Below are 19,778 nucleotides of genomic sequence, written 5' to 3'. Positions count from 1 at the left end.
ATTGGGATAATGCAGATGCCAAATATTATTGATTTTGGATTGATTTTCACCCAAATACCGACGTTACTGGCTTATTTGCCAGTAACACTCTTTATCACCATCTTTTCGATGTTACTTGGCGTAATATTAGGTCTAGTTATTGCAATAATTAAAATGAATAAAATACCGGTATTAACGCAAATAGCAGCGGTATTTGTTTCATTTATAAGAGGAACCCCATTATTGGTACAACTTTATTTAAGTTTTTATGGCCTACCAATTTTATTACGTTATGTTAATTACTTTTTTGATACAGATTTTAATATTAATGGGCTTCCGGCAATATTGTTTGTATTGATAGCCTTTTCTTTTAATGAAGCAGCTTATAACTCTGAAACAATTCGTGCCGCATTACAATCTGTAAATAAGGGGCAAATCGAAGCTGCACAATCGTTAGGTATGACATATAGTCAAGTTTTACGTCGTATTGTTATTCCTGAAGCATTTATAGTTGCACTGCCTAACTTAGGTAATACTTTAATCGGATTACTAAAAGGAACTTCACTGGCATTTGTTTGTTCGGTAACTGAAATGACTGGTAGAGGTAAAACTTTAGCTGGTCATAGCTATCGTTATTTTGAAGTTTATATTTCACTGGCTCTAATTTATTGGGCATTAACCATATTAATTGAATTATTAGTCAAATATTTAGAGAACCGATTAACGATTAGTGAAGATAAAAATACTCCAAGTTACCGAAGAGGGAAATGGCTATGATTCATGTTAATAATCTCACTTTATCTTTTCATGGTAATTGCATTTTAAATCAAATTAATTTTGCTATTAAACCACATGAAATCGTTGCAATTATTGGCGCATCGGGAGCAGGAAAATCGACCCTTTTACGTTGTTTAAATTTATTGGAAAAACCTCAAGCTGGTAATATCACTATTGATAACATGTCGTTTGATGTCAGTAAATCTAAACGAGATCAAATTGTTAAATTTCGTCAACAAACAGCGATGGTTTTTCAACAGTTTAATCTTTTTCCACAAAAGAATGCTTTAGAAAATGTTATGGAAGGGTTACTGATTGTAAAAAAATACTCTCGAGAGAAAGCTGAAAAAATTGCTTACGACAAACTCGTTGAAGTTGGTCTTGCTGATAGAGTAAACCACTATCCAAAACAACTATCAGGTGGTCAACAACAAAGGGTTGCTATTGCGAGAGCGTTAGCCATGAATCCTAAGGTTTTATTACTTGATGAACCTACCTCTGCATTAGATCCTGAGTTAGTCGGCGAAGTATTGGCAACGATAAAAATGGCGGCAAAATCGGGTATTACGATGATATTAGTTTCTCATGAAATGAGTTTTGTGCATGATATAGCCAGCCGAGTTTTGTTCTTAGATAAAGGGCAAATTATTGAAGATGGATCGCCTAAACAAGTTTTTTTAAATCCTGTTCATCAAAGAACAAAAGATTTTTTATCTAGATATTATTCAGCAATGCAAATGGATTATGAGATTTAATCAGTAAATGAGGTACTAATGGGGATTATTATTCAACAACACTGTGATGATATTAATTGGCAAGAAGTTGCTGATTTACTGGCATTTTATGGCCTAAGTTCGTTCGATGCGATAACTCAAGAACAAGTCTTTAAAAGAAGCTATGCGGTAGTTTTTTTATTGGAGAATAATCATGTGGTGGGGGTGGGTAGAGCACTATCAGATGGAATTTGTCAGGCAGCGATTTATAACATTGCTTTGGCTAAACACTTACATGGTCAGCAATATGGTAGGCTAATTGTCGATAAGCTTATTGAACAAGTAAAGGATTGTAATATTATTCTTTATACACATCCTCAAACGGTTGAATTTTATAAGAACTTAGGTTTTGATTTAATGAAAACTGGTATGGCCATATATCAAACAGATCATCGGCAGCAAATGAAAGAAATGGGATTCATTTAGATAGCCTAATTGACTAGCATTTTAATAATATTAACTAATTTTAACTACAGAGGATCGGCGTTATGAATCTAAAAAAATGGTATAGCTTTTTGATCTTGGCTGTTTTATCACTGATTGGATGTGATAATCAAAATAAAAACACCCAAAGTACTAAAGTAGAAAAAATCGTTATTGCAACATCAGGCGCACCAAGTCCTTTTACGACAGTCAATGATAAAGGAGAGCTGACTGGCTATGATATCGATGTGGTTAAAGCCATATTTGCCAAACAACCACAATATGAAATTAATTTTGAAATTACAGAATTTCCATCGGTACTTGCAGGACTTGATTCTCAAAGGTATCAAGTTGGTGCTAATAATTATGCAATGAATGAAAAACGTAAGGAGAAGTATTTTTATTCCGATCCAATCTTTAAAAATCAATATGTAATCGCAGTAGCTAAAAATAATAATAATATAAATCGTTTTAGTGATCTTAATGGAAAATCTACAGAAGTATCACCTGGACTAAACTATGCTACAGCTTTAGAAACCTATAATCAGCAAAACCCTAATAATCCTGTCAAAATTGTTTATAGTGAAGCTGATTTATTACCTGTTTTGCAACATGTTGAAAACGGTCAATATGATTTTCAGTTAATTGATAAAGTAATGTTATCGCAATATATTAGTGAACATCATCTCAATTTAAAAATAATTGAACTAAGTAAGGAAGATGAAGATCGTATTGCTTCACCATTTAGTTATCTTTTAATTAGTAAAAGTAGTAGAGGGGAACAATTAACCAAAGATATCAATGAAGGTATCAAAAAAATTATTAGTAGTGGTGAACTAGCACAAATTAGTCAGCGTTATTTTGCTGCTGATTATTCACCTAAATAATGAATATCAATGGTCTAACAGCGGTAAATAAACATCCGTTATCATCTGTTCTAGTTTAATGGTCGGACCAACATTGACATAATGAAAAATTGGGGGGAAATCTCCCAGTTTTTCTCCGCTATTTGGTAACCATTGTTTGAGTAAATAAATAATAGCTTGATTATGATATCTCGAACCAATATCTCTGGTTTTTGCACAGCGGAGTTGGGGAATCGTTTTATTTATTACTCCATAAATGTTAGTAGTAATAGGTTCATCAATAGCGATACCCAAATCGACATGATGTAGTTCCGGCGGCGTTGATTTGGATTGGTATAATGAATGCCGTAGTTTCTATATTTATTATCTAAAAGCTGATTTTCTTGTCGCCATTTTATGAGTTTATTCACTGATTCATGTTCTAATTCAGGCGAGCCATAATGCTCAATAACGGCTAACTGTGTCATCGGAAATAATACGATTTCGACATCCATATAAACCTCAAAATTTATCAATGATAATGATCTTGTCGAATCTTAACACTGATTAAATATATAAAAAAATCCAATTTCACTTGACAATAGATCTGCTGAAAAAGATAATGGCGCCGTTTTTTTAATCTAATATTTATATTTTTTGTGAGGTGACAAAATGCCTGTATTCAACACTTTATCTTAATGCCGACATGGTATCTTCTATTTTATTGTCTTTTAGCTTTTTCTAAAGCGTCTACGTTGCAGTTCAATCTATAGATCTTCGCCTTGTCGGTTTTCCCTAATTTTTCGGAGAAAACAAAATGACAATGGAAACTTATATTCAAAATTTAGAATTAATTAAATACCCACGAACTCCACATTTGCAAAGTTCACGTTTACAATTTGGCGATAGTGAGCATGGACAGCTACCTTACGATCAGTTAGCAGGGCAATATATTGTGGTTGAAGAAAAACTTGATGGGGCCAACTGTGCAATCAGTTTTTCAGAAAGTGGTGAACTATTACTACAATCACGTGGCCATTACTTAATAGGAGGGAGTCGCGAACGTCAATTTAATCTATTTAAACATTGGGCAACGGTCCATGAAGGCTGGTTAATTGAACGTTTAGAAGATCGCTATATTATGTATGGTGAGTGGCTACATAAAAAACACGCTATTTTTTATGATGCATTACCACATTATTTTTGTGAATTTGATGTTTGGGATAGGCATAATAATTGTTTCTTATCGACTCGAAAGCGTCATGAATTATTGGCCGATGGTCCTATTTTATCTGTTCCTGTATTGTTTATGGGAATTGCACCAGAAAAATTAAGTGATTTATTAGCACTCGTGAAAAATTCTTTAGCTAAAACAATTGACTGGCGAAGTTGTTTTGAAAAAATTGTCACACAAGAAAAGCTTGATTTAATCAAAGCTTGGCAACAGTGTGATAACTCTGATTTGATGGAAGGATTATATTTAAAAATCGAATCAGCAAATACTACAACTGGTCGTTTGAAGTGGGTTAGGCAGGATTTTGTGCAAGCTATATTAGATGCTGGGCAACATCATTTACAACAACCATTTATTCCTAATCAATTAGCTAACAATGTTGAGCTTTATTCGCCACAACTAACAATAAATTGGAATAATGGCTTAGTATTTGGAGGTGATTTATGAGTTATTCACAGTTACAACAAGAGATCGCCTACAGTATCAGCCAAGATAACTTTGACCAGTGGTTAGACTGTATTCCTGAGTTGAATAAATTGACTATTACACCACAAGATCCGATTTATCATGGTGAAGGAAATGTTTGGATTCATACTCAAATGGTATTAAGGGCTTTAATTGCTCAAGATGATTTTGCAGCATCTTCTGATGAAGATAAGTTTGTACTGTTTATGACTGCTTTATTACATGATATTGCCAAACCAGAAACGACAATTATTGATGAAATAAGTGGTCGAATTTCACAACCACGACATTCGCAAAAAGGCGAGATAAGTAGTCGAATATTATTATGGCGAAATGGCGTTCCTTTTGAATTACGGGAAAAAATTTGTCGAATTATCCGAGTGCATCAAATACCATTTTATGCTTTAAGTGATGATAATAACTATAAATCACCGCAATGGTTAATTCATCGGCTTTCATGGCAACTTCCTGTTTGGATGTTATGTATGCAAGCTAAAGCAGATATACTGGGTCGTATTAGTGCTGATAAAGCTCGAATGGTTGATGAAGTTGAACTCTTCAAACAATTAGCTTTAGAAGAAGAGTGTTTATATCAACCACGGCAATTTATTGATGATTATACGCGAATACAATATTTTCGAGGTAGCAATGTGTTACCTGATTATGCGTTATATCCTCAAAAAGGGCCTAAAGTCATCTTACTGTCGGGGTTGCCTGCATCAGGTAAAAATAGCTGGATAAGTAAATACTATCCAAAGTTACCGGTTGCATCATATGATGATGCTCGTAATCAACTTAAATTGAAGCATGGTCAAAATGAAGGTTTAGTGATTCAATTTGTATTAGCAAAGGTAAAACAATACTTAAGAGAGAATCAGTCATTTATTTGGAATGCTACTCACTTATCACGAGATATGCGAGAAAAAGCATTGGATTTACTTTATGCTTATCATGCCGAAGTTGAAATTGTTTATCTTGAGCAGTCAGAAAAAACATTATATCAACGTAATTCAAGTCGAGATACTAGCTTGCCAAACAAGAAAATTACTCAAATGCTTTCTAAATGGCAAGTGCCGTTACCGACAGAGGCACATAAGGTAACTTATCTAGTCAATTAGCGGTATTTAAATAAATTATGATGGGCCTTTCAGCGCCCATCATGTTTAGTTTTGCATTATTATTTAATACCGTTATCTTTGATGACTTGCTGATACCAATAAAAACTATCTTTTTTAATTCGATTAAGCGTTTTTAAATCATGATCATCTCGATCGACATAGACAAAGCCATAACGTTTTTTGAAACCTTGATGTGAACTTAGTAAATCGATAACTGACCATGGACAATATCCAAATAACTCAACACCATCTTCAATCGCATCATGACAAGCTAAGATATGCGATTTTATATAATCAATGCGATAATCATCATGTACTTTATTGTCAGCAGTTAAAATATCTGGTGTACCTAAGCCATTTTCTGTAATGATCAGTGGTAAACGATATTGGCGATAATATTCATTTAATACCAGTCTTAGACCCATAGGGTCAATTTGTGCACCATAAGTTGAGGCGACCAAATTTGGATTTTTCTCGATCTTGAAATAACCATAAAGATCAAAATCGATATCTTTTTCTTTGCTACCAAACGGATGGCTATCATCTTCTGGTAGGTAACTAGCCACTAATGTCCGATAATAATTTACGGCAATAAAATCTGGCTTAGCTTGTTTTAAAATTTGCGCATCTTCTGATTGAGTAATAGGATAGATACCACAACGATTTAAGTAATTTTTATAATACCCAGGATAGTCACCAAAGCAGTACATTTCAAGTGCATAGTTGGTTTTGAAATTGTCATTCATTTTGGCTGCCCAAACATCCATGGGTTTGTTACTTGCAGGGTAGGTCATGGTTGATGATACCGCTGGCCCAACTTTACTACCTGAAATTAGTTCATGACAGTCATTGGTTGCCATTGCATGAGCAACAAACATATGATAATCCATTTGAGCTCTCACTTTTTCAACCTCATGAGCCGCAACTTTATACATGTTCATTCTTTCGTTAACACGGATCATCAGATTTTGTTCGTTATTAATCTGCCAATGTTTTACTCGATCGCCGAATGCTTGATAACATATTTGCGCATAACGTCTAAATGCATCAACACAACGACGATCTTGCCAACCATTATATTTATCAACTAAGGCGAATGGTAAATCAAAATGATAAAGAGTAATAAACGGAATGATATCGTTCTTGATTAATTCATTGATGACTTTGTTGTAGAAATTAATGCCTGCTTGATTTATTTCACCATCACCATCGGGAATAATACGCGCCCATGATATAGAAAAACGATAAGTTTTTAGTCCTAACTCTTTAAATAAAGCAATGTCACTTTCAACATGATGATAGAAATCACTGGCTATTTTACTATCGGCTTGTATTGCAGAGCGTTGAAATGAATTGTAATCGGCAACGGTCATTCCTTTTCCATCCGCATCCCACCCACCTTCAATTTGAAATGCAGAAGATGATGCTCCCCACCAAAAATCCTTAGCAAAAGCTTTCATAACTAAACCTCTAAACTTGAATAAATAATAAATTGTCTTTATTACTAACATGAGTTAGTTGACAATAATCTATATGTTTATATTGATCTGAATTAACCACAATAATCGAAGTTGTTAAATCAAATTGCTGTTCGATTTTTTCGATATTAAAGGAAACAATTTTGTTTCCTTTAGCAATATGTTGACCAGTTTCTACATAAGACTGGAAATATTTACCTTGTAAGTTAACTGTATCAATACCTATATGAATCAGCAACTCAATACCGTTATCTAATTTTAGGCCAATTGCATGTAAAGTCGGGTAGAGTACGGTAATGGTACAATCTGCTGGGGCAATTATTTCACCAGCTTTAGGGTAAATTGCTATTCCTTTGCCCATCGATCCTGAAGCAAATACTTCATCTTTAACTTGATTTAGCGCAATAACTTCGCCGGCAACTGGCGATAGAATGGTTGTATCATTTGTTAATGGTTGGCTAGATGAGGTTTGAATTGTCTTTGACTCTTCTTCATTTGCGATATCGTTAAAGCCAACAAGCATCGTCATAATGCATGAGCCAAAAAAAGCGAAACCTATACCAATTAAGTAACATAAGAAAGCTTTGGTTCCGGCTTCAGCATAAACCGGGATTGTCAGTACGCCTTGATTGGCAAAAGCGGTTCCATAAGAACCTCCCCAGCCCATTAAACCACCAGCGAGTGCACCACATATAACTGCACAAACCATTGGTCTTTTCAATCTAAGATTTGCTCCATAAATAGCCGGTTCGGAAATACCGAATAAGGCGGTTATTGTCGCTGAAGCAGCAACTGTTTTTAGATTCTTATTTTTAGTTTTAAAAAATACACCTAAAGCAGCGCCGGCTTGTGAAAAATTAGCTGCACCAGCAAAAGCAAGTAAACTTTGATGTCCTGTTTGGGCTACATCATTAATGCCGATTGGTACGATAGCGCGGTGGGCACCAAAGATAACTAAAATACACCATACACCACCAATAAATGCACCTAATAAGATAGGACTAACTCCCATAATGTAGTAATAGACCCAGTTTATAAATTCGCCGATATAGATACCAATTGGGCCGAAAATAAGTAATGTAGCTGGAATCATGACGAGCAATGAACATGTAGGCACCATGATGATTTTTAACACTTCTGGAATAATATAATCTAGAAATCTTTGTACATAACTTAAAATGAACACCGCTAATATAATAGGTATAACACTTGATGTGTAACTAGCTTTGGTGAGTTCGATTGCAAACAGCGTTACCTCGGTGTTACTGGTCATTAAATTGACGATTGATGGATAACATAAAGTCGCACCAATAATCATGGAAATAAATTCATGAGCTTTGAAGACTCTAGCCGCAGTGTAACCTAATATAATTGGCATAAAATAGAAAACTGCATCTGATGCCGCATGCAAAATAGTATAGGTGTTATAGCTTTTAATATCAGTCTGATAGTAATAGTTACCAATCATAACGGCAATAGCTAGAATTCCTTTTAGCATTCCTGATGCTGCGATAGCCGGAATAATTGGTGTGAAAATAGCGGCAAAAGCATTAAGTATTTTTACAGCTAAAGATAGTTTAGGTTCTGTTTGATTATTTCGTTTTACATCACCGACGAATGAGACTAATTGCTCATAAACTTTAGTGACTTTATTACCTAAAACCACTTGATATTGTCCACTCCCTTCAACAACAGAAATTACACCTTCTGTTTGTAATAATTTTTCACGATTAGCGGTTTGGTTATCGTGTAATTGGAAGCGTAATCGAGTAAAGCAGTGGGTAAAATTAATAATATTTTCTTTACCGCCCACCAATTGTAAAATTTGTTGGGCTATTTGGGGATAGTCCATTATTTTCTCCATTACTTAAAGAATGGTTATACGTTGAAAAAAACTAAACACACTAAAAATCATTGCGTTAATATTAATTAAAAAATAAATATTATTGATAATATTAGCTTTTTTCTATTAAATTTAATTTTTATCATTTTATGAAGTGGTTGCAAGCTAGCATAGTTTATAAGTTTAGACAAGTTTGTCTTAACTATTGCCAAATAATTTAATGAAAATTGTGGTAAATAGGATAATTGTTGGTATAAAAATGTGCATAAATCAAATAAGCTAAGAAAAATTTTAATAACTTTTTTCTTTTTCTGTGTATGCGCAATATCTACTATTCTTTATTAAAAACTTTATTTTATAGTAATAAATTTATTGATAATTATTACTTATATATTGGTTAGCGCTTACTTTTTTAATCATTATTAAGATTATGTTGGTTGTTTTTTAATTATCACCTTTTGTTTCCTAGCTTAATTCGATCAGAAATATAGCTATCAACTACAATACTTTTATCGATCCAATAATGAGTACTCTAGTTATAATTATTTAATTTTTTATTTTTTCTGTTATTAAAATGTTCTCGTCGTAGTTAGTAATTAAATAAAGTGTGAGATAGACTGAAGTATGAAGTGCTTTAATTTAGATTATCTTAGGATATTTACACAATGAATGACTACATTATTAATTTTGGGTTAGTGAATGAACCTGAAATGATGCTTAATAACGGCCGTTTATTTTACTTTAGCTGGCGTGACAATCGTTACGGTGCTTTTATCAATAATTTATTGGTTACCGCTTAACCATCAATTTTTATTAGAACATTTATAAGTTAAATGAGTTAATTTTGAGCTGCATAATGAGATAAAAACCATGTAACTGCGATAAGATCCGCTGAGCCACCAGGACTTAGGTGGCGTTTTATCAGTTCGTCATCTAACTTAGCAATCATTTCTAGTCCATTTGGATGCAAAACGCCACCTTGCTGGATTAAATATCTTGCTTCATTTTGCACGAATTCTAATCCGGCTAGTCCTCCTCTAGAAACTAGGTTTGTGTCTTGATTGTAAGCTAATAAGTATAGCATTGCTTGTAATAGGGCTGATTCTTCATCATAGCCACTATTCAACATTTTTTGATAAATTGGTAATGATATCTCACGTGCGGTTGTATATCCTGATTCAGCCTCGCCTCTTGCACCAGTAAGATTATGTTGTTTAAAAAGCCGTTCTCCTACTGAGTGGCTGCGGTTATTTTGTGATAATTCGTTATTAACCATACCGTGGCAAATGTTAGCTACCTCATTACAGATCATCGGAATAGTTGTCTGTAATTTAAGTTGCTCTAATTTACCTATGGCACTTAGTAATAGACCAAAGGCAAATATTCCACCTTTATGCGTATTAATCTGTTTAGTTGCACTAAACATTGCTGTTTCACATTCAAGGCCAATTGGTCGAATATTTGCTAAAAAATCAGGTGCTGCAACGTTGGCATTATGTTTTCCATAATTATAAAAGCGTTCAAACCAATTTGAAATGGCATTAATACTTGTTATGAATGTTTGAAAACTCATATCGTGATGTGCGCCATTATTGTTCATATCTACCAATCCAGGTTTGGGTGATAAGCAGATCTCTCTAATTAATGCTTGTACCGCTAATATTGTCGGTGAGCTCAGAAAATTTTCACTTATTAATTTCGATTCTAAGCTAATTACTTGCGATAAATAATTACTCATGGAATAGGCTGCCTTTACAATTAAGCTTAATAATCATTATGAGATGCTTGAGCAAGTACTTCTCGATTACCATTATGGGCAGGTGCACTTATAATGCCTTCCATTTCCATTTGTTCCACAATTCGTGCGGCTCGGTTATAACCAATTCTAAATTTACGTTGGACACTGGATATTGATGCTCTACGTGTTTCAATGACGAAAGAAACCACTTGATCAAATAGTGGATCGAGTTCTTCATCAATAGTATCAAAGCTACCACTTTCACTATCATCAGTTGAGACTGTTACATTTTCAATATATTTAGGTTTACCACGGGCTTTCCAATCTTGTACGACGGCATGAACTTCTTCATCACGGACAAAAGCGCCATGAACACGAACAGGAATAGAGCTATTAGGTGCTAAATAGAGCATATCCCCCATACCAAGCAGAGATTCTGCACCCATTTGATCTAAAATGGTTCGTGAGTCAATCTTACTTGAAACTGTAAATGCAATACGGGTTGGTATGTTAGCTTTAATTAAACCGGTAATAACATCAACAGAAGGTCTTTGAGTTGCTAGTACCAAATGAATACCTGCAGCTCGGGCTTTTTGTGCTAGTCGAGCAATTAACTCTTCAACTTTTTTACCAACAGCCATAATTAAATCGGCAAATTCATCAACCATAACCACAATATATGGAAGTTTTTCAAGCGTTGGCATTTCTAGATCCATACTATCGGTTGGTTTCCAAAGTGGATCAGGAATTGGTCGCCCCATCTCTTCAGCGAGCTTGATTTTCTCATTAAAACCAGCAATGTTACGCACCCCTAACGCTGACATTAATCGATAGCGTTTTTCCATTTCATTCACACACCAGTTAAGAGCATTTGCCGCATCTTTCATATCGGTGACGACTTGAGTTAATAGGTGTGGTATTCCTTCATAGATAGAGAGCTCTAACATTTTAGGATCAATCATGATGAACCTAACATCTTCCGGTTGTGATTTGTATAAAATGCTTAATATCATGGCATTAACACCAACCGATTTCCCTGAACCTGTTGTCCCTGCGACTAATAAGTGAGGCATTTTTGCTAAATCAGCAACTACCGATTGTCCAGCAATGTCTTTTCCTAAAACGACAGTAAGTGGAGATTGAGCGTTTTTGAATTGTGGACTATCTAGTACTTCTCTGAAATAAACGGTTTGTCGATTTTGATTAGGTAATTCAATACCGACATAAGGTTTACCAGGTATTACTTCTACAACTCTCACCGATGGCATAGATAAGGAACGAGCTAAATCACGATCCAGTGTTGATATTCTGGCCGCTTTAATACCTGGAGCTAGTTCAATTTCAAACCTCGTAATCACTGGTCCTGGTAAATAATCAACAACGCGAGCTTTTACTCGATAATCAGATAAACTTTTTTCAATTTGCTGTGACATTGCATTTAACGCAACATGATCCACTTCAATTCGTGTTGTTGGTGGTGGCGTTAATAAACTCAACGACGGTAATGGAGTAGTTGGCTTGGGTAATGGTTTATCATTACGTTGTAATAACGGATGAATTAAGCTTTCTCCCTCATCTTCATTATCTTCTTCGGTATCTTCATCGATAATCGGTGCCGTTTGAGTTAAAGCCGTGAGTGATTGTGTTGTTTCTTCGATAGCAACATCATTTAAATAAATATCATCTATAGTAGGATTTTCTTGTTTAAGAAGTGAGATATCAACATCCTCAGGTATCTCAAAGTTGTCTGGAATATCATTGGTTTGATAATGATTATATTCTGGGGTAATGCTTAGTGATATTTCATCCTCAACTGGTTGTATTACAGTTGGTTCTATCACACTTTCGTTATTAAAAGTAGGATGATTTATATTTATTTCAGGTTCATGATGTTCCATAGTAAATAACGGTTTACTTGGCGCATCGGCAATCGTGTATTTATCTTCTTCGAATGGTTGAATGATATCTTGACTATCCTTTTGCTCATTAGATTCCACCAAATTAGTAGAATTAGTTGTACCACCTTCATTCATATTTTTTAAAATGGTTTCCATTCGCGCTAATATTGCATCAGGATCAAGGTCTTTTTTGGCTACCTTTTCAGTTACATCATGAGTTTCGTCTGTAGTAGCATTGTTAGCTTCGATCGTTTGTAATAATTGAGCTGCCGTTTTTATGAATTTTTCATCATTTTGTAATGAAATCGGATCTAGATCTATTGTTGATTCGGCTTTTTCCGTATCTATTTTAGCGGCTATTTCTGGATTATTTGTAGCCAAGTTGGTTAGTTTAATACTTTCTTGACTACTATCATCCATATCAAGATGTAAATCAATCTGTGGTTCTTTTTCTTCTATAGATGCTTCATCATTTTGATTTTGCTCAACTGATTGTGTCACTTTATCTGGCGTAAATAACCATTTTATTGGCGATAGTATTAACATAACTAACACCCCGATTTTTTCAAATAGATAAAGCCAAGAAAAGCCAGTCAATAATGTAACACAAGCTAAGGTTGTTGCTAGTAAAGCTAAAGAGGTTACTAAGCTGCTCATAACTGGTAACAAACTTTCAATAACTATTGAGCCTAGATAACCACCGGCTTGGAATTGTTCTGGGTCACGAATATTTAAGGTAAAAAAACCACAACAACTAAGTACAAAAGCTAATATACCAATAATTCGAAATGAAACACTGAAATAGTTAATTGGTTCATTACTATGACGATAAAAATAGCCCATTAACTGTAAGCAAAAGAAAATAATAATAATAGGTAAACTATAAGCAATCAGTCCAAAAAATTGAAATACGATATCAGCAGCATATGCACCAATATAACCACCAAAATTGCTAATAGGATTATGCCAAGCCGTACGTGACCAACCCGGATCCGATGGGTTGTAAGTAAAAAGTGATAAAAATAAACAAATAGACAATCCTATTAATGTTAATAGAATTAATTGAATAACAATCTGTCTTCTAGTAATTTTAAATTTTTTCAAACACGTACCTAAAAGCTATTTTAATTAAAATTTTAGCTATTTTATCATAAATTAAACCCACTTATAGCGTGAATGAGAGATAAAAAATAATTTATTGATATGAATTCAATTCGATCAAGGTTTGATTAAATCTTTGCGCATTTAATACATAGTGTTGAGCATTTGTAATGTTGGCTAGAATTTCTTTCTCAGTCAATTTACGAATAATTTTAGCTGGAGATCCCATAATTAGGCAACCTTCTTCATATGGTAAGCTGTGAGTAACCAGCGAGTTAGCGCCTACTAAGCAATTTTTGGCAATTTTAGCATTATTTAAAATTGTGCTACCCATACCAATTAATACATTATCTTCGACCGTGCAGCTATGTAAAATGACGTTATGGCCAATTGTCACGTTTTCACCAATAATACATGGGACATCAGTTTCAATATGAATAGTAGTGTTATCTTGGACATTACTATTTTTACCAACATGTATCTTGGCGATATCACCACGTAAAACTGCATTAAACCAGATAGATACATTTTCATTTAAAACCACATCACCAATAATATCGGCAGATTTGGCAATAAAGCAAGTTGGATTAATTTGTGGTTTCAAGTTACCTAGTTGATAAATCATATTTTTTTCCTTGTTATATTTCTAACACTCAAAAATAAACCGACGGCTAAGAAGTTACAGATCACCATTGAACCAACCATTAACGATTCAGTTAAGCTATTAGTAACTGAGGTTGTGGTATGCATTGAAACGAGTGTAGAAAGTAAAACACCAATGGCGCCGGCAACAGCAAAGCGAATCGTGCCGGCAAGAGAGGAGGCGGTACCGGCGATATGAGAATAACAATCAAGAATTACCGCCATGCAATTCCCTCCTATGGTTGAAATACAACCGATATAACCGGAAATGAAGATAACTAAAAAGAAAAATCCTAAATTAAATATACTGGTAATTGCCATACCAATTGTCATTACAAACTGAATTAATAATCCCAATTGTATCATTTTTATCGAGCCAACTCGTCGTACTAGACGGCTATTTAGGGTGTTCATAAATATCATAACTAAAATATTTATAGCAAAGTAATAACCAAAATTGATTGAAGCAACACCATGTAAATTAATATAAACAAATGGCCCCAGACTGAGAAACGAGAATAGTCCTGCTCCAGAAAATGCGCCAATCATCATATAAGTAAATACTTGCCTATGTCTAAATAACGCAATGAAATTACTTAAAATTCTAATGATGCTAAATTTATCACGTTTCGATTTAGTCAAGGTTTCAGGAATATTGATTGTTACCAAACCAAGGCAGATAATAGCCATTAAACTAAGAACATAGAAGTTCGCTTGCCAGTCAAACCAAAATAGAATAAAACCGCCAATAATTGGTGCAAGTAGTGGGGCAATATTGGAGATGAGCATGACAAAAGACATCATTTTTGAAAACTCATCACGATCACGATAAATATCTTTCATTAATGCATTAATGACAATTGTAGTTGCCGATGCCGCTATGCCATGAAAAAAGCGGGCAGTAATTAATTGATTTATATTAGCAGCTAGACCACAACATAATGCAGCAATGATGAAGATAATTAGCCCAAAAGTTAAAACTTTTCGTCGTCCATAGCTATCGGTTAGGGGCCCAAATAAAAGTTGGCCTAGTGAAAATCCTAATAAATAACAACTTATCGTTAATTGTACAGTGGAGTCAGCAACATTAAATTTTTCGGCAATAGTTGGCATACTTGGTAAATACATATCAATGGATAATGGCATTAACATTGATATTAAACCAAGAATAAAAATGAGTGCTTGTTTAGAAACTTTGATTTCTATTTGTGGATCTTGTGTTTGCACGTCGTCATTCCTTTGGAACTAAAATTTAGCAAAAAAAATCATTATTTATTCAATCTAATCAAAAATACTAATTAAACGAATTGATCTCGTCCTGAGTAAGTGGCCGATATTCACCTTCAGGTATATCAAGAACAATATTGCCGATCTGTTTGCGATGTAATTGGGTGACATGGTTATTTACCGCTGCAAACATTCGTTTTACTTGGTGATATCGCCCTTCGCTTATAGTGAGTTCTGCATGATAATCGTCAATGATAATCAATTTCGCTGGTTCGGTTAGAGTTTTTTCACTTTTTAACTGAATGCCTTGTTTAAATATATCAATAAGATTAGCGGTAAGTGGTTGTTCAACTGTCACTTGATAGACTTTTTCACAATGATGTTTAGGTGATGTTATACGATGTGACCACTTACCATCATCGGTTAATAAAACCAAACCAGTGGTATCAAGATCCAGTCTGCCTGCTGAATGCAGTTTTTCTGCCATAGGTTCATCAATAAAATAGAGGATAGTTGGATGATCTGGATCATCAGTAGAGCAGACATAACCTTGTGGTTTATTGAGCATAAAGTAGCGATTTTCGGTAATAGGTACGATTTCGAAACCATCATATTCTACAATTTGATCTGGTGAGATATGATAAGCACCTGATTTGACAATATCACCATTAACGGTAACTTTTTGGGCTTTAAGTTCTTTACTGACTATTGTTCGACTCACACCTAAATGGTGAGCAAGAAATTTATCCAGTCGCATATTTAAATACTGTTCCTATATACAATCTAATGGTGTGTAAATATCAAAACGATGATTTTTAGTTTTAATTTCAGCCGTTGGTTTTTGATTGGCTAAAAATGGTGCATAATCAGGCCGTTTGACAACAACTCGTTTTTTGGCTAATCTCCTTGCCGGTTCGAGCAAACTTTCGGCATCAAGATCACTACCGACTAATTGTTGAAAAATACGCATCTCTTTTTTGACTAATGCACTTTTTTGTCGATGTGGAAACATCGGATCAAGGTACACAACATCAGGTTTATCTTGATATAAGCTGAGTCCATGTAAGCTTGAATTATAAATTAAACGTAACTGTTTTTGTAATAATTGACCAATAGTCGGATCTTGATAAGCACGATCAAGGCCATCAGCGAGTAAGGCGGCGACCACAGGATGACGCTCAAACATTGTAACTTGACAGCCAATAGAAGCTAATACGAAGGCATCTCGTCCTAATCCAGCAGTGGCATCTATAACGGTTGGTAAGTAATTACCTTTAACGCCAACGGCTTTAGCGATTGCCTCACCACGACCACCACCAAATTGACGGCGATGTGCCATTGTGCCTGACACAAAATTAACTGCGACTGCCCCTAATTTTGGCTCATCGGTTTTTTGTAACTCAAGTTGATGAGCTTGACTAACTAAAACAAATGGAAGTTTGATATGATCAGATAACCACTGCTCAGCTAATTGTTTTAGCTGAGCAGTATTGATATTAGTGGATTCCATAGTGACGAAGTAATGCCTCAAGTTGTGGCTCACGACCACGGAAATTTTTAAACAATGTCATAGGTTCATCACTGCCACCCTGAGACAAAATATGATCAAGAAATGCATTACCGGTTGATTCATTAAAAATCCCTTCTTCTTCAAAACGAGAAAATGCATCTGCTGATAAAACTTCCGCCCAAAGATAACTATAATAACCTGCCGCATAACCACCGGAAAAAATATGGCTAAACGCATGTGGGAAGCGTCCCCAATCAACAGTAGGTACCACTGCAACTTGTTGTCTGACCTGTTTTAATGTCTCTAAAATATCCGGTGTTTTGTTACTATGTAATTTAAAATCAAATAAACCAAATTCTAATTGACGTAAAATAAATAATGCTGCTTGGAAGTTTTTGGCATCTAGCATTTTATCTAACATCTCTTTAGGTAAAGGTTCTCCAGTTTGATAATGACCGGAGATAAATTCTAAAGCCTCAGGTTGCCAGCACCAATTCTCTAAAAATTGACTTGGTAATTCAACGGCATCCCATGGAACTCCATTAATACCTGCTACAGACGACACTTCAATTTCAGTCAACATATGATGTAATCCATGACCAAATTCATGGAATAACGTGGTGACTTCATTGTGGGTGAATAATGCTGGTTTATCTCCAATTGGGCGATTAAAGTTACAGGTTAAATAAGCTACAGGTTTTTGCAAGTGACCATCGGCAAAACGCATTTGGCCAATACAATCATCCATCCAAGCTCCACCACGTTTATGCTCACGAGCATATAAGTCGAGATAAAAACTACCTTTTAATTCTCCATTGGCAGCATAAAGATCATAAAATTTTACCTCTGGCGCCCAAACTTCTACGTCATGGCGTTGTTTAGCGGTAATACCGAAAATACGACGCACGACTTCAAATAATCCACTAACGACACGTTGTTCAGGGAAATAGGGACGAAGCTCTTCATCATTGATAGTATATAGATGTTGTTTTTGTTTTTCGCTGTAATAAGCGATATCCCAAGGTTTAATATCACTAGCTCCAAAGAACTCATAAGCATATCTTTTTAAATCGGCTAACTCTTTTTCACCTTGCGGTTTGGCCTTGCTGGCTAAATCAGTTAAAAAGACAGTAACTTGCGAGGTTGTTTCAGCCATTTTGGTTGCTAATGATTTGTCAGCATAAGTTTCAAAACCGAGTAATTTAGCGAGTTCATCACGGAGTGATAAAATTTGTTTAATAATATCGGTATTATCCCATTTACCTGCATTAGGCCCTTGATCGGATGCGCGAGTATTATATGCTTGATAAAGTTCAAAGCGTAAGTCTCGATTATCACAGTAAGTCATAATCGGTAAATAACTTGGCATATCTAAAGTCAGTAACCAACCTTCTTGATTTTTAGCTTTTGCCTGTTCTTTTGCTGCTGCTAAGGCACTTTCAGGTAATCCAGACAAGTCATCAACATTAATAATTAGTTTGGACCATCCCATTGTTGCATCTAATACATTGTTACTATATTGCGATGATAATTCTGAAAGTTTAGCAACAATTTCACCATAACGTTTTTGTTTATCATCTGATAAACCGATTCCAGATAATTCAAAATCACGTAAGGCATTGTCGATCACTTTTTTCTGTGCCTTACTTAAATTTTCATAATGCTTGCTATCTTTAAGTTGTTTGTAAGCTTGATATAATGGTTTATGTTGTCCAACCCAAGTGCTGTATTCCGAGAGTAATGGTAAACAAGCTTCATAAGCTTCACGTAATTCAGGACTATTTTTCACTGAATTAAGATGACTAACTGGTGACCACGCTCGGCTAAATTTTTCATCCATTTCATCAATGGGTTGTATTAGGTTATCCCAAGTGTATTCACTATTTTGTTCCAATACTGATTCGATTGTTTTACGACAGTTGTTTAATGTCTCTTGAATAGCAGGCAGAACATGCTCAGGTTTAATTTTTGAAAATTGGGGTAATGATGAATTGCTTAATAGTGGGTTAGTCATACTGCGATACCTTATGCGAATGATTATGGTTCTTAATAAAACATTATGTTGTGGCTAAAAACCTTAATTCAAGTCAAAATGCTGATTGGGTTTAATTATAAACCCATTAATTTACGCTCACGTTGCCATTCAGTCGGTGTATATGTTTTGATTGATAATGCATGGATCCGATTATCATTAATAAATTCGGCTAAAGGTGCATATATAGCTTGTTGTTTTTTTACTCGACTTAATTCGGCAAAGATTTCACTAACTGCAATAACTTGAAAGTGGCTGCCATCATCTGTCATTACATGAACATCATCGAGGTCGAGTGAACTTTTTAATTTAGCTATAATTTCTTGCTTATCCATTATTTAAACTCTTATTATCTATTTTTTGTTTATTAAAAAAATTTTGAGGAAAGGGGTTTTTTATTATGAACTTGCATTAACAGTTACTGATTAATAACCGTTTGCAAATCATAAAGTTCAATTAATGTTTGTAACTGGGGGCTGATCCCAGTTAATTTGATATTATATTGGTTACAAAAATAGACCAGTGTCGCGAGCCCAGAAGAGTCAACTCGGGTAACTTGAGTTACATTAATATCCGTTACACCATTTAAAAGTGTATTTTGTATTGACCATAAATCATTTAATGAGTGAGCATCAAGCTCACCGATTAAATTAAGTGTATTTTGTTGTTTTTCTGCTTGGATTCGCGACATGATG

20 protein-coding genes are annotated in these 19,778 nt (G+C 34.7%); 7 read left to right on the top strand and 13 right to left on the bottom strand.

Annotated features, from left to right (window positions below):
* Window positions 1–15 precede the first annotated feature (15 nt).
* From H3S74_RS11890 to H3S74_RS11875, 4 genes are all read left to right on the top strand, one after another.
* Window positions 16–756, top strand: coding sequence for an amino acid ABC transporter permease (locus H3S74_RS11890; protein WP_065613951.1), 741 nt, complete (start codon window positions 16–18; stop codon window positions 754–756).
* Complete coding sequence (locus H3S74_RS11885; RefSeq protein WP_198201259.1) at window positions 753–1,511, top strand: amino acid ABC transporter ATP-binding protein; 759 nt, start codon at window positions 753–755, stop codon at window positions 1,509–1,511. The genes H3S74_RS11890 and H3S74_RS11885 overlap by 4 nt, the downstream gene beginning before the upstream one ends.
* 18 nt (window positions 1,512–1,529) lie before the next feature.
* Window positions 1,530–1,955 (top strand): GNAT family N-acetyltransferase, encoded by a 426-nt coding sequence (locus H3S74_RS11880; protein ID WP_065613954.1) that lies wholly within the window; start codon window positions 1,530–1,532, stop codon window positions 1,953–1,955.
* Window positions 1,956–2,017: 62 nt separating this feature from the next.
* On the top strand, window positions 2,018–2,839 hold the full coding sequence (locus H3S74_RS11875) for a transporter substrate-binding domain-containing protein (RefSeq protein ID WP_198201257.1): 822 nt from the start codon (window positions 2,018–2,020) through the stop codon (window positions 2,837–2,839).
* Window positions 2,840–2,845: 6 nt separating this feature from the next.
* Here the strand turns inward: H3S74_RS11875 and H3S74_RS12740 are convergent, their stop codons facing one another.
* Complete coding sequence (locus H3S74_RS12740; protein WP_198222220.1) at window positions 2,846–3,112, bottom strand: GyrI-like domain-containing protein; 267 nt, start codon at window positions 3,110–3,112, stop codon at window positions 2,846–2,848.
* Window positions 3,064–3,312, bottom strand: coding sequence for a GyrI-like domain-containing protein (locus tag H3S74_RS11865; protein ID WP_198247956.1), 249 nt, complete (start codon window positions 3,310–3,312; stop codon window positions 3,064–3,066). The genes H3S74_RS12740 and H3S74_RS11865 overlap by 49 nt, the downstream gene beginning before the upstream one ends.
* Before the next feature lie 302 nt (window positions 3,313–3,614).
* Here H3S74_RS11865 and H3S74_RS11860 point away from each other — a divergent pair, with 302 nt between their 5' ends.
* Complete coding sequence (locus H3S74_RS11860) at window positions 3,615–4,478, top strand: RNA ligase family protein (RefSeq protein ID WP_198247955.1); 864 nt, start codon at window positions 3,615–3,617, stop codon at window positions 4,476–4,478.
* Entirely contained in the window at window positions 4,475–5,614 is a 1,140-nt protein-coding gene (locus H3S74_RS11855) for an AAA family ATPase (RefSeq protein WP_198201254.1), read from the top strand. Before H3S74_RS11860 ends, H3S74_RS11855 begins: the two co-directional genes overlap by 4 nt.
* A 59-nt stretch (window positions 5,615–5,673) precedes the next feature.
* On the opposite strand, the gene H3S74_RS11850 is transcribed toward H3S74_RS11855, so the two are convergent.
* Both H3S74_RS11850 and H3S74_RS11845 read right to left on the bottom strand, forming a co-directional pair.
* Complete coding sequence (locus H3S74_RS11850) at window positions 5,674–7,074, bottom strand: glycoside hydrolase family 1 protein (RefSeq protein WP_198201252.1); 1,401 nt, start codon at window positions 7,072–7,074, stop codon at window positions 5,674–5,676.
* A 10-nt stretch (window positions 7,075–7,084) separates the two neighbouring features.
* Window positions 7,085–8,944, bottom strand: a complete 1,860-nt coding sequence (locus H3S74_RS11845; protein ID WP_198247954.1) for a beta-glucoside-specific PTS transporter subunit IIABC — start codon at window positions 8,942–8,944, stop codon at window positions 7,085–7,087.
* Window positions 8,945–9,600: 656 nt separating this feature from the next.
* Between H3S74_RS11845 and H3S74_RS12590 the strand changes: the two genes are divergently transcribed.
* On the top strand, window positions 9,601–9,735 hold the full coding sequence (locus tag H3S74_RS12590) for a hypothetical protein (protein WP_255518885.1): 135 nt from the start codon (window positions 9,601–9,603) through the stop codon (window positions 9,733–9,735).
* A gap of 38 nt (window positions 9,736–9,773) precedes the next feature.
* Here H3S74_RS12590 and citG read toward each other — a convergent pair whose 3' ends face one another.
* From citG to H3S74_RS11800, 9 genes are all read right to left on the bottom strand, one after another.
* The gene (gene citG, locus H3S74_RS11840) at window positions 9,774–10,673 is read right to left on the bottom strand and encodes a triphosphoribosyl-dephospho-CoA synthase CitG (protein WP_198222226.1); all 900 of its coding nucleotides are present in this window, start codon (window positions 10,671–10,673) and stop codon (window positions 9,774–9,776) included.
* A 26-nt stretch (window positions 10,674–10,699) separates the two neighbouring features.
* On the bottom strand, window positions 10,700–13,675 hold the full coding sequence (locus H3S74_RS12735) for a DNA translocase FtsK 4TM domain-containing protein (protein WP_198247953.1): 2,976 nt from the start codon (window positions 13,673–13,675) through the stop codon (window positions 10,700–10,702).
* Window positions 13,676–13,766: 91 nt separating this feature from the next.
* Window positions 13,767–14,297 carry a gamma carbonic anhydrase family protein gene (locus H3S74_RS11830; RefSeq protein WP_198247952.1) on the bottom strand — a complete coding sequence of 177 codons (531 nt, stop codon included), beginning with the start codon at window positions 14,295–14,297 and terminating at the stop codon, window positions 13,767–13,769.
* Window positions 14,294–15,541, bottom strand: coding sequence for a Bcr/CflA family multidrug efflux MFS transporter (locus H3S74_RS11825; protein WP_198247951.1), 1,248 nt, complete (start codon window positions 15,539–15,541; stop codon window positions 14,294–14,296). Before H3S74_RS11825 ends, H3S74_RS11830 begins: the two co-directional genes overlap by 4 nt.
* A gap of 67 nt (window positions 15,542–15,608) precedes the next feature.
* The gene (rsuA, locus tag H3S74_RS11820) at window positions 15,609–16,298 is read right to left on the bottom strand and encodes a 16S rRNA pseudouridine(516) synthase RsuA (RefSeq protein WP_110448426.1); all 690 of its coding nucleotides are present in this window, start codon (window positions 16,296–16,298) and stop codon (window positions 15,609–15,611) included.
* Between the two features lie 15 nt (window positions 16,299–16,313).
* Entirely contained in the window at window positions 16,314–17,051 is a 738-nt protein-coding gene (locus tag H3S74_RS11815) for a class I SAM-dependent methyltransferase (RefSeq protein ID WP_198201240.1), read from the bottom strand.
* Entirely contained in the window at window positions 17,038–19,065 is a 2,028-nt protein-coding gene (prlC, locus tag H3S74_RS11810) for an oligopeptidase A (RefSeq protein WP_198247950.1), read from the bottom strand. Before prlC ends, H3S74_RS11815 begins: the two co-directional genes overlap by 14 nt.
* Window positions 19,066–19,160: 95 nt before the next feature.
* Window positions 19,161–19,418: a BolA family protein gene (locus tag H3S74_RS11805; protein WP_065613967.1), complete on the bottom strand. Its 258-nt coding sequence runs from the start codon at window positions 19,416–19,418 to the stop codon at window positions 19,161–19,163.
* A gap of 83 nt (window positions 19,419–19,501) precedes the next feature.
* A complete protein-coding gene (locus H3S74_RS11800) occupies window positions 19,502–19,774 on the bottom strand; it encodes an STAS domain-containing protein (RefSeq protein WP_110448423.1) in 273 nt (90 codons plus the stop codon).
* Window positions 19,775–19,778 lie beyond the last annotated feature (4 nt).

This window comes from Gilliamella sp. W8126, from assembly GCF_016102185.1.
In the GTDB taxonomy this organism is placed as follows: Bacteria; Pseudomonadota; Gammaproteobacteria; order Enterobacterales; family Orbaceae; genus Gilliamella; species Gilliamella apis_A.
This window is presented reverse-complemented; position numbering and strand designations above follow the sequence as displayed.